General features: G+C 71.3%; 7 protein-coding genes. 5 read left to right on the top strand and 2 right to left on the bottom strand.

The window, feature by feature from the left end; translation table 11 throughout:
- Both FV229_RS21840 and FV229_RS21835 read left to right on the top strand, forming a co-directional pair.
- A partial coding sequence (locus FV229_RS21840) for a DUF4159 domain-containing protein (RefSeq protein ID WP_147753975.1) occupies window positions 1-2143 on the top strand: 2143 nt, incomplete at its 5' end.
- A gap of 184 nt (window positions 2144-2327) precedes the next feature.
- Window positions 2328-4409 (top strand): hypothetical protein, encoded by a 2082-nt coding sequence (locus FV229_RS21835; RefSeq protein ID WP_147753974.1) that lies wholly within the window; start codon window positions 2328-2330, stop codon window positions 4407-4409.
- Between the two features lie 194 nt (window positions 4410-4603).
- On the opposite strand, the gene FV229_RS21830 is transcribed toward FV229_RS21835, so the two are convergent.
- Complete coding sequence (locus FV229_RS21830) at window positions 4604-5479, bottom strand: alpha/beta hydrolase (RefSeq protein ID WP_147753973.1); 876 nt, start codon at window positions 5477-5479, stop codon at window positions 4604-4606.
- A 162-nt stretch (window positions 5480-5641) separates the two neighbouring features.
- Between FV229_RS21830 and FV229_RS21825 the strand changes: the two genes are divergently transcribed.
- The 3 genes from FV229_RS21825 to FV229_RS21815 are packed head-to-tail and all read left to right on the top strand — an operon-like array spanning window position 5642 to window position 10556.
- Window positions 5642-7543 carry an extracellular solute-binding protein gene (locus FV229_RS21825; protein ID WP_246688285.1) on the top strand — a complete coding sequence of 634 codons (1902 nt, stop codon included), beginning with the start codon at window positions 5642-5644 and terminating at the stop codon, window positions 7541-7543.
- Window positions 7540-9396, top strand: coding sequence for an extracellular solute-binding protein (locus tag FV229_RS21820; protein WP_187275241.1), 1857 nt, complete (start codon window positions 7540-7542; stop codon window positions 9394-9396). Before FV229_RS21825 ends, FV229_RS21820 begins: the two co-directional genes overlap by 4 nt.
- A 56-nt stretch (window positions 9397-9452) precedes the next feature.
- Window positions 9453-10556, top strand: a complete 1104-nt coding sequence (locus FV229_RS21815) for a microcin C ABC transporter permease YejB (RefSeq protein ID WP_147753972.1) — start codon at window positions 9453-9455, stop codon at window positions 10554-10556.
- Between the two features lie 7 nt (window positions 10557-10563).
- On the opposite strand, the gene FV229_RS21810 is transcribed toward FV229_RS21815, so the two are convergent.
- On the bottom strand, window positions 10564-11178 hold the full coding sequence (locus tag FV229_RS21810; protein WP_147753971.1) for an NIPSNAP family protein: 615 nt from the start codon (window positions 11176-11178) through the stop codon (window positions 10564-10566).
- Window positions 11179-11311 lie beyond the last annotated feature (133 nt).

Raw genomic sequence — 11311 nt, 5'->3', positions numbered from 1 at the left:
CGCGTCCGAGGCCGGGGGCAAGCTCACGGCCCGGGTGCTGCGCGCCGCCCGCAACGGCCGCGACGCCGGCCTCGTGCGCGCGCTCGACCAGAAGGGCCTGCCGCTGGCCGAGCACGACTTCGCCCTCGCGCCCGACGCCACTGAGGCCGAGATCGCCTTCGACATGCCGATCGAGCTGCGCAACGGCGTCAGCCGCATCGAAATCGCCGGCGAGCGCTCGGCCGGCGCCGTGACGCTGGTGGACGAGCGCGGCAAGCGCCGCCGCGTCGGCCTCGTCTTCGGCGGCACCAGCGACCAGGCGCAGCCGCTGCTGGCGCCGACCTACTATCTCTCCCGCGCGCTCCAGCCCTTCGCCGACGTGCAGGAGGCCCGCGGCGCCAAGGGCATCGCCGACCAGGTGGCGCAGCTCCTCGACAACCAGGTGACGGTGCTGGTGCTCGCCGACGTCGGCGCGATGGACGACCGCACCGCCACCCGCGTCCAGGCCTTCGTCGAGGGCGGCGGCCTGCTGCTGCGCTTCGCCGGCCCACGACTCGCGGCCGGCAGCGATCCGCTGGTGCCTGTGCGCCTGCGCCGCGGCGGCCGGACGCTCGGCGGCACGCTCTCCTGGGACAGCCCGAAGACGCTGGCGCCCTTCGCCCCCGAGAGCCCGTTTGCCGGCCTGACGCCGCCCGCCGACATCGGCGTGCGGCGTCAGATCCTGGCCGAGCCCGACGGCGACCTGCCCGGCCGCACCTGGGCCTCGTTGCAGGACGGCACGCCGATCGTCACCGCCAAGCATCGCGGGCAGGGGCTCGTGGTGCTGTTCCACGTCACCGCCGACACGACCTGGTCGAACCTGCCGTTGTCGGGCCTGTTCATCGACATGCTGCGCCGGGTGGTGGCGCTGGCCGGTTCCTCCGCCGCCCCCACGGAGGGCGGCCCGCGGCCGGCCGCCGCGATCCTCGCCCCGCGACTGGCGCTCGACGGCTTCGGGGCGCTCGGCACCCCGCCGGCCTCCGCCACCGCCGTGCCGGCCGACTACGCCGACCGCGCCTCGGCAGAGCATCCGCCGGGCTTCTACGGCCCCGCCGACGGCGGCACCGCCGTGAACGCCCTCCGGCCCGACGACCGCCTCAAGGCGCTCGACCTCGCCGCGCTCTCGGGCGCCCGCACCGGCACGCTCGCCGGGGCCGAGACCCTCGACCTGCGCCCGAGCCTGTTCACCCTGGCGCTTCTGCTGCTGGTCCTCGACACGCTGGCGGGCCTCTGGCTCGGCGGCTTCCTCAACCACGGCTCAGGGAGCCTCGTCGGCCGCCTCCGCGGCCGCCCGGCGATGCTCGCGATCGCGGGCGTGCTCCTTCTCGGAGCTTTTGGCGGGCCGCCGGCGCGGGCCGAGGAGCCGCCGGCCAACCGCCCGAACGGCATCGAGTCGGCGCTGGTCACGCGCCTCGCCTACGTCGTCACCGGCGACGCGGCGATCGACGAGGCGAGCCGGGCCGGCCTGACCGGTCTGACCCAGATGCTCGCCGCCCGCACCGCCCTGGAGCCGGGAGAGCCCGCCGGCCTCGACCCGGCCAAGGACGAGCTGGCGTTCTATCCGCTGATCTACTGGCCGATCGCGCCGGGCCGGCCGCAGCCCTCGGAGGCCACGATCCGCCGGGTCGACGCGTTCATGCGCAACGGCGGCACCGTCCTGTTCGACACCCGCGACGCGCTCACGGCCCGGGCCGGCGGCCCGCCGACCCCGGAGGCGGCGTACCTGCGCAAGATGCTGGCGACGCTCGAGATCCCGGAGCTGGAGCCGGTGCCCTCCGACCACGTGCTGACCAAGGCGTTCTACCTCGTCGACACCTTCCCCGGGCGCTACGCCACCGGCCAGACCTGGGTGGAGGCGCTGCCGCCGGCCGCCGAGGGCACCGAGCGCCGCCCGGCACGCGCCGGCGACGGCGTCAGCCCGATCGTCATCACCGGCAACGACCTCGCCGCGGCCTGGGCGATCGACCGCCGCGGCGACCCGCTCTACCCGGTGGTCGGCGGCGACCAGCGCCAGCGCGAGATGGCCTTCCGCGGCGGCGTCAACATCGTGATCTACACGCTGACCGGCAACTACAAGGCGGACCAGGTCCACGTGCCGGCCCTGCTGGAGCGGCTGGGGCAGTGACGATCCCGACACATACCGACGCATTGGACGTGGTCGCGGGTCTCTTCTCCCAGGGGGAGAAGGACAGGATGAGGGGCGTGACCTCTCCGGTCAGGTCACGCCCCTCACCCCAGCCCTCTCCCCATGGGAGAGGGGGCCACGCGGCGCTTCCCGCGCGTAACCGGATCACGAAGGCTCTCCCGTCATGCTGAGCCTCAGCTTTACGCCGCTGCTGCCCTGGCCCGTGCTGGCGGTCTTCGCCGTGATCGTGGCGCTGTTTTCCGTGCTCGCCTTCCTGGCGCGGGGACGCACCGCCGTCCTGCGGGCGCTGGCGCTCGGGCTGGTGCTCGCGGCGCTCGCGAACCCCGCCCTGGTGCGCGAGGATCGCGAGCCGGTGAAGGACATCGCCGCGGTGATCGTCGACCGATCCGGGTCTCAGGCGCTCGGCGACCGGCCGGCGGCGACTGACCAGGTCAGGGCCGAATTGCAGCGTCGCTTCGGTGCGCTGACGAACATCGAGCCGCGCTTCATCGACGTGCCGGACGCCGCCGGCGACGACGGCACCAAGCTTTTCGCCGCCCTGGGCCAGGCGCTCGCCGACGTGCCGCCTGAGCGGTTGGCCGGCGTGGTGATGCTCACCGACGGCGTCGTGCACGACATCCCGGCCTCGCTCGCGGCCCTCGGGATCAAGGCGCCGCTGCACGTGCTCGTCACCGGGCACCCGGACGAGCGCGACCGGCAGATCAAGCTCCTGGAGGCGCCCCGCTTCGGCATCGTCGGCAAGGACCTCACGATCCGCGCCGAGGTGATGGAGCGCGGCGGCACCGGCTCGGCCGTCGTCGCCCTGCGCCGCGACGGCGAGGAGATCGGGCGCCGCACCGTGCCGACGGACAAGCCGTTCGACCTCGCGCTGAAGATCGAGCATGGCGGCCCGAACGTCGTCGAGATCGAGGTCGAGCCGTTGCCGGGCGAGCTGACCACGGTCAACAACCGCGCCGTGCTCCCCATCGAGGGCATCCGCGAGAAGCTGCGGGTGCTGCTGGTCTCCGGCGAGCCGCACCAGGGCGAGCGCACCTGGCGCAACCTGCTGAAATCGGACGCCAACGTCGACCTCGTGCACTTCACCATCCTGCGGCCGCCGGAGAAGCAGGACGGCACGCCGATCTCCGAGCTGTCGCTGATCGCCTTCCCGACGCGCGAGCTGTTCGTCCAGAAGATCAAGGACTTCGACCTGATCATCTTCGACCGCTACGCCAACCAGAGCGTGCTGCCCTCGGCCTATTTCGACAACATCACCCGCTACGTCCGCGAGGGCGGCGCGCTCCTGATCGCTGCCGGCCCGGAATTCGCCGGCCCGGCGAGCCTCGCGCGCACGCGTCTTTCCGGCATCCTGCCGGGCGACCCGAACGGGCGCGTGGTCGAGCAGCCCTACAAGCCGACGGCGACGGCGACCGGCAACCGCCATCCGGTGACGCGGGCGCTGCCCGGCGGAGACGCGACGCCGCCGGCCTGGGGCGACTGGCTCCGCATCGTCGCGGCGCAGACGCGGGCCGGGAACCAGCCGCTGCTGTCGGGCGCCGAGAACCTGCCGCTGCTCGCCCTCTCCCGCGAGGAGAAGGGCCGCGTGGCACTCATGCTGTCCGACCACACCTGGCTGTGGGCGCGTGGCTACCAGGACGGCGGCCCCTATCTCGACCTGCTGCGCCGCCTCGCGCATTGGCTGATGAAGGAGCCGGCGCTGGAAGAGGAGGCTTTGCGCGCGCAGATGACCGGCCGCGGTCGCGAGGTCCGCGTCGAGCGCCAGACCATGGCGGAGGCGACCGATCCGGTCGTCGTCGCGAGCCCGACCGGCAAGACCAGCACGCTCGCCCTGAAGCCGTCCGAGCCCGGGCTGTTCGGCGCGACCTTCGAGGCGACCGAGCTCGGCCTGCACACCTTGCGCTCGGGCACGCTCGCCGCCTTCGTCAGCGTCGGCCCGCCGAACCCGCGCGAGCTCGCCGACGTGTTCAGCGACACCGATCGCCTGAAGCCGGTCGCCGACGCCTCCGGCGGCTCGATCCGCCGCGTCGCGGACGCGTCGGGCGCCGTCGCGGTGCCGCGCCTCCAGAGCGTGCGCGGCGGCCGCCTCTCGGGCGCCGACTGGATCGGCTTCCGCCCGAGCGACAGCGCCGTCATCCGCGGCGTCGAGGTCTACCCCCTGGCGCTCGGGCTCGCGGCCCTGGCGCTGCTGGCCGCGGCCGTGCTGGCGATGTGGCTGGTGGAGGGACGCCGCGGGCGGGCGGCGTGACGCTCAGGCCGATTTCCCGGACGCCCGGAGCGCGAGCGGGGGGTGATCCCGGATCCAGCGGCAGAACCGGCCGCGTCGGCGGCTCGTGATCGTCGGCGCCGACGATTTGGCCGCTTCGCGTATCCTTGTGCTGGGCCCCGGATCGGGTTCCGCTGACGCTCCACCCGTCCGGGAAATCGGTGCGTGGGTTTCGATCAGCGAGAGAAGAACCGCGCGATCTCGGCCGCCGCCGCATCCGGCTTCTCGCGATGCGGGAAGTGCGCGGCGCCTGGAAACGGCGCAAGGTCGAGGTTGGAAAAGTATTCCGGCAGGCGATCGGTCCAGGCGTAGGGAAAGAGCGGCGAGGAGTCGCCCCAGCGGATGCAGGTCGGCACCGCGATGGGTTTCGGCACAGGCGCCTCGCCGCGGATCATCGCGATCCGGCCCGCGTTCTGGCTGAGATACCAGTCGAACCCGCCCTGCAGGTTGCCGGGCTGGAGGAAGTTGTCGACGAAATCCTCGATCACGTCGTCGAAGGCGTGCGGGTTCGGACCCGACCAGTGCCGCAGGATGCCGCCGACGTAGGTCTTGCACGCCTCCCGCGACGAGCCGACGAGCTCGGCCGCGTAGGGCATCAGGTGGAAGGACTGGTACCAGATCTCGCGCAGGTTCTCGGGCGCGCCCAGGCGCGGACCGATGCCGCCATACGGGCAGTCGAAGTAGAACAGGCCCTCCAGCCGCTCGGGCGCGGCGTGCGCCAGCCCCTGCGCGACGTAGGCGCCGACGTCGTGCGAGACCACGCCGACGCGATCGAGTCCGAGGGCGTCGAGGAGCGCGAGCATGTCCTGCACGTGGGCCTTGGGGCCGACCTTGTCGTTGGGGCCGGCATCGGGCTTGCCGGTCAGGCCGAAGCCGCGGAGGTCCGGCGCGATGCAGGTGAAGCGCTCGGAAAGCCGCGTCATCACCGGCTCCCAGGTCAGCCAGAATTCCGGCCAACCGTGAAGCAGCAGCAGCGGCGGCCCGCTGCCCACCTGCGCGACGTGCAGGTCGAGGCCGTTCAACGGGAGGGTGTCGTGGCGGATCGTCGGCATCGGTCTTCCTGTCCTGTCGGCCCCAACGCGCGGCGGGCCGTAGGGTTGTCGCCGGTGCGGCGGGGTCTGCGCGGACGCGCCGGGTTGGCGTGGCGGCGCGGTCCGTCCTAAGCAGGCGGGGATGGCCCGGCGACGGGCCGACGGACCGGAGACCGCCCCCTCGTGACAGCGTATCCCGTGATCGGACGTTTCTTCGCCGCCACCTTGGCCGCCACCCTGACGCTCTCGTGCATCGCAGGCCCCGCGGCCGCCCAGTCCGAGCCGGCGCCTCCGGCGGCCGGCGCCGGCTGGGTCCACGCGGTGACGCTGATGGGCCAGCCGAAATACGGCCCGGACTTCAAGCATTTCGACTACGCCGACCCAGGCGCCCCCAAGGGCGGCCTCGTGCGCCTCGGGGCGCAGGGCGGGTTCGACAACTTCAACCTCGTGGTCTCGGGCCTGAAGGGCGACCTCGAAGGCGGGATCGCGCTGCTCTACGACACGCTCACCACCGAATCCCTCGACGAGCCCTTCACCTCCTACGGCCTGCTGGCCGAGGCGCTTCGGGTCGCGCCCGACCTCGGCTCGGTGACCTACCGCCTGCGCGAGAACGCGAAGTGGCACGACGGCGTCGCGATCACCCCCGAGGACGTGGTCTGGTCGTTCGAGACCTTCAAGGCGAACAGCCCGCGCTACGCCGCCTACTACCAGACCGTGGCGAAGGCGGAAGCCGCCGGCCCGCGCGAGGTGACCTTCACCTTCACCGAGACCGGCAACCGCGAGCTGCCGCAGGTGATCGGGCAGCTCCCCGTGCTGCCCAAGCACTGGTGGACGGGCAAGGACGCACAAGGGCGCCAGCGCAACGTCGCCGAGACGACGCTGGAGCCGCCGCTGGGATCGGGCCCGTACAAGCTGGATAAATTCGATCCCGGCCGCTCGGCGACCTATGTCCGCGTCGCCGACTACTGGGGCAAGGACCTGGCGGTGAATGCCGGGCGCAACAACTTCGGCACCCAGCGCTACGAGTATTTTCGCGACGGGACGGTGCTGGTCGAGGCGCTGAAGGGCGACCTCTACGACTTCCGCGCCGAGAACATCGCCCGCAACTGGGCCACCGCCTACGACGACTTCCCCGCGGTGAAGGACGACCGCCTGATCAAGGAGGCCTTCCCCGACCGCGGCAACGGCAACATGCAGGCGTTCATCTTCAACACCCGCAAGGACAAGTTCAAGAACCCGCGCGTGCGGCGCGCCTTCAACCTTGCGATGAACTTCGAGGAGATGAACCGGGCGCTGTTCTACGGCTTGTATAAGCGCATCGACTCGTACTTCTACGGCTCCGAGCTCGCCGCCTCCGGCCTGCCCGAGGGCGAGGAGAAGGCGCTGCTCGACACGGTGAAGGACAAGGTGCCGCCGTCCGTCTTCACCACGCCCTACAAGAACCCCGTGAGCGAGACGCCGGAGGCCGTGCGCACGAACCTGCGCGAGGCCGTGCGCCTGCTGCGCGAGGCCGGCTACGAGCAGCGCGACGGGCGCATGGTGAACAAGGCGACGGGCGAGCCGCTCACCGTCGAATTCCTGGAGTTCCAGAACACCTTCGAGCGGGTGATCCTGCCGTTCTCGGCGCAGCTCAAGCTCATCGGCGTCGGCACCTCGCTGCGGGTGATCGACCAGGCGCAGTACCAGAACCGGCTGCGCAACTTCGACTTCGACGTCACCACCGGCTCCTGGCCGGAATCGCTCTCGCCGGGCAACGAGCAGCGCGAGTACTGGGGCTCGGCATCTGCCGACAAGCCCGGCTCGCGCAACCTCATCGGTATCAAGGATCCCGCGATCGACGCGCTGATCGAGAAGGTGATCTTTGCCAAAGACAGGCCCGGCGTGCTGGCGGCGACCCATGCACTGGACCGGGTGCTGCTGTCCCACGACTTCGTCGTGCCGCAATGGGCCTCGAACGTCTCGCGGACCCTGCGCTGGAACCGGTTCGCGCATCCGGCCGTCCTGCCGCTCTACGGCTCGTCCGGCTTCCCGACGACGTGGTGGTACGACGAGGCGGCGGCCGCCAAGACCGGGGCGCCGCGTTGAGCCGGGTCTCCCGCCGTTCGCTCGTCCTCGGGGCGGGCGCGCTCGGCGTCGCCGCGGCTCTGCCGCGCGGCGCGGTCGCCCAAACCGCGGCATCGCACGGGATGTCGAGCTTCGGCGAGCTGAAGTACCCGAAGGACTTCCAGCGCTTCGACTACGTGAACCCGATGGCGCCGCGGGGCGGGCGGTTCTCGTCGCAGCTGAGCCAGACCTTCGGCAACCAGGCGGCCGACACCTTCAACACCCTGAACGCCTACGTGCTGCAGGGGGAGGGGGCCGCCGGCATGAACCTCACCTTCGACAGCCTGATGGTGCGGGCGCTGGACGAGCCGGACGCGCTCTACGGTCTCGTCGCGCGGTCGGTGGCGGTGTCCGACGACGGGCTGACCTACACCTTCACCCTGCGGCCGCAGGCGCTCTTCCACGACGGCTCGAAGCTGACGGCGAAGGACGTGGCGTTCAGCCTCAAGCTGCTGCGCGAGAAGGGCCACCCCGAGATTTCCGAGGTGATCCGCGCCATGCGCGATGCGACGGCGCCCGACGACGCGACGGTGGTGATCACCTTCGCACCCGGCCGCGCCCGCGACCTCCCGCTCACGATCGCGCAACTGCCGATCTTCTCCGCGGCCTACTACGGAAAACGCGACTTCTCGGCCTCCACCCTGGAGCCGCCGCTCGGCTCCGGCCCGTATCAAGTGGGGCGCGTCGACGTCGGGCGATCGATCGAGTTCGAGCGGGTCCGCGACTATTGGGCCGCGGAGCTGCCGACGATGGTCGGGCAGAACAACTTCGACGCGATCCGCTACGAGTATTTCCGCGACCGCAACGTCGCCTTCGAAGCGTTCAAGGGCGGCGCCTTCACCTTCCGCGAGGAGTTTACCGCGCGGGTCTGGGCCACCGGCTACGACTTCCCGGCGGCGAACGAAGGCCGGGTCGTGCGCACTACCGTGCCGGATGCCCGGCCCTCGGGCACGCAGGGCTGGTGGATGAACACGCGGCGGCCAGCCTTCCGCGACCCGCGGGTGCGCGAGGCGATCGGCCTGTGCTTCGACTTCGAATGGACGAACAAGAACATCATGTTCGGCGCCTACGTGCGCACGGCCTCGTTCTTCGAGAACTCGATCCTGAAGGCGATCGGCACGCCCTCGCCCGCGGAGTTGGCACTGCTCGGGTCCCTGCGGAACGACCTGGCGGCGGAGGTGTTCGGCGAGCCGTGGACGCCGCCGACCTCGGACGGGTCGGGGCAGGACCGTGCGCTGCTCAAGCGCGCCGACGCGCTGCTGCGCGAGGCCGGCTGCACCCGCGACGGCGGCCTGCTCACGCTGCCCGGCGGCAAGCCGTTCACGATCGAATTCCTCGATTCGAGCCCGGCGCTGGAGCCACACACCCACCCCTTCATCCGCAACCTCGGCCTGCTCGGCATCCGGGCGACGATCCGCACCGTCGACGCCTCGCAGTACCAGTCGCGCCTCAAGGACTTCGACTTCGACATCACCTCGCGGCGCTATGCCAGCGGCATGACCCCGGGCGCGGAGCTGCGCGAGACCTACGGGTCGCGCTCGGCCGCGACGCCCGGCTCCAACAACCTGTCGGGCATCGCCGACCCGGCGATCGACGTGCTGCTCACCGCGATCGCCGACGCAACATCGCGCGAGGCGCTGGACGCCGCCTGCCGGGCGCTCGACCGAGTCCTACGCGCCGGGCGCTACTGGGTGCCGATGTGGTATGCCGGCACGCACCGGCTCGCGCTCTGGGACGTCTACGGCCACCCCGCGGAGGGGCCGAAATACGATCTCGGCGCGCCGGCGGTGTGGTGGTTCGACGCCGACAAGGCCCGGCGCATCGGCCGGGACTGAACCGAGGCGCCAAGACCGTCGAGGCCCGGCCTTCGGCGACACAGGAGAACCCTTCCTTGCTCGGCTATGTCCTGCGCCGCATCGGCCTGATGATCCCGACCCTGTTCGGGATCATGCTGATCACCTTCACCATCGTGCAGTTCGCCCCCGGCGGGCCGGTGGAGCGGGTGCTCGCGCAGATGCAGGGGCAGGGCGACGGCACGCTCTCGCGGGTCACCGGCGGCACCGGCGACCTGGGCAGCGCGAGCCGGCCGGCCTCCGGCGGCGAGGCGAGCTCGCGCTACCGCGGCGCGCAGGGGCTGAGCCCCGATTTCATCGCCAAGCTCGAGAAGCAGTTCGGCTTCGACAAGCCGGCGCCCGAGCGCTTCGCCAAGATGCTCTGGGACTACGTCCGCTTCGATTTCGGGCGCAGCTACTTTCGCGACGTCACCGTCGTCGAGCTGATCAAGGAGCGGTTGCCGGTCTCGATCTCGCTGGGGCTGTGGATGACGCTGCTGTCCTACGCGATCTCGATCCCGCTCGGCATCCGCAAGGCGGTCTCGGACGGGGCGCGCTTCGACCGCTGGACCTCGTTCGTCGTGATCGTCGGCTACTCGGTGCCCGGGTTCATGTTCGGGCTGATGCTGATCATCCTGTTCTCCGGCGGGTCGTTCTTCCAGTGGTTCCCCTTGCGCGGCCTGACCAGCGAAGGCTGGGAGACGTTCACGACTTGGCACAAGGTCACCGACTACGCCTGGCACATGGTGCTGCCGCTGACCGCGCTGGTGATCGGCGCCTTCGCGACCTCGACCCTGCTCACCAAGAACTCGTTCCTCGACGAGATCCGCAAGCAATACGTGCTCACCGCTCGGATGAAGGGCAATTCCGAGCGACGCGTGCTCTACGGCCACGTCTTCCGCAACGCGATGCTGATCGTGATCGCGGGCTTTCCCGGCGCCTTCATCTCGGCCTTCTTCACCGGCTCGCTGCTGATCGAGACGATCTTTTCGCTCGACGGCCTCGGCGAGCTCTCGTTCCGGGCGATCGTCGGGCGCGACTACCCGGTGGTGTTCGCGACCCTGTACATCTTCTCGCTGCTCGGGCTCGCGGTGAACCTGCTCTCCGACCTGATCTACGTCTGGATCGACCCGCGCATCGACTTTTCCGCCCGCGCCACCTGAGCTGTCCTCACGTCAGCGGCGACCAAGCCTCGGGCAGCCCGATGCTGGAGACGGCCTCGGCGATGTGGTCGGGGCCGCCCTTCGGCGGCCAGTGCCCGGAGCCCTGCGCCGCCCGGCGAAGGGACGCCCGCTCCTCCAGGCTGGGGAAGCCCCAGACGTGGGTGATCCGCGGTGCGCCGTCGAGGGCGTACATGTTGATCACGAGGTGGTCCGTGTAGGGCTTGGCCGGCGGGACCGCGGCCTCCCAGGCGTCCAGCGTGGGCAGCAGGCCGCCGGGCTTCAGACGGTAGGTGCGGAACTCGTAGACGGCGCCGCGCGCTCCGATCCGCACCGGCGGCAGGAACGGGAAGGCCGCATAGCTATCCATCTCCAAGGCGCTGACGACGGCACCGGCATGGAACGGGTTCGCGCTGGTCAGGGCGCGGCGGCGCTCGGCGCTCACGTCCTCGGGCGCCTCGAAGCCGCGCAGGATCAGGATCCGGCCGAGCATCCCGATCTCCGTGCGCCAGCTCCCGAGCAGCGTGCCGCCGGCCTCGGGCGCGCCGACCCAGGCGGCCGCCCCCTCGGAGGCTCGATCGAGCGCGTTCAGGGGGCACGAGAGCGCGGCGAGTTCGTAGAGCATCTTCAAGCCTCCGGTCGGTCAGCCGGGATTATGGGGCCGCGGGCCGTCCGCGCCCAGCACCCGGCACACCGTCGCGCGCAGGGCGTGGCGGCTGCGATACCCCACCGCCGCCGCCACGTGCCCGGCCGGGCAC

The sequence above is a fragment of the Methylobacterium sp. WL120 genome (assembly GCF_008039465.1).
GTDB lineage: Bacteria > Pseudomonadota > Alphaproteobacteria > Rhizobiales > Beijerinckiaceae > Methylobacterium > Methylobacterium cerastii.
Note: the sequence above shows the minus strand (reverse complement) of the source record. Positions and strands in the feature narration are given on the sequence as shown.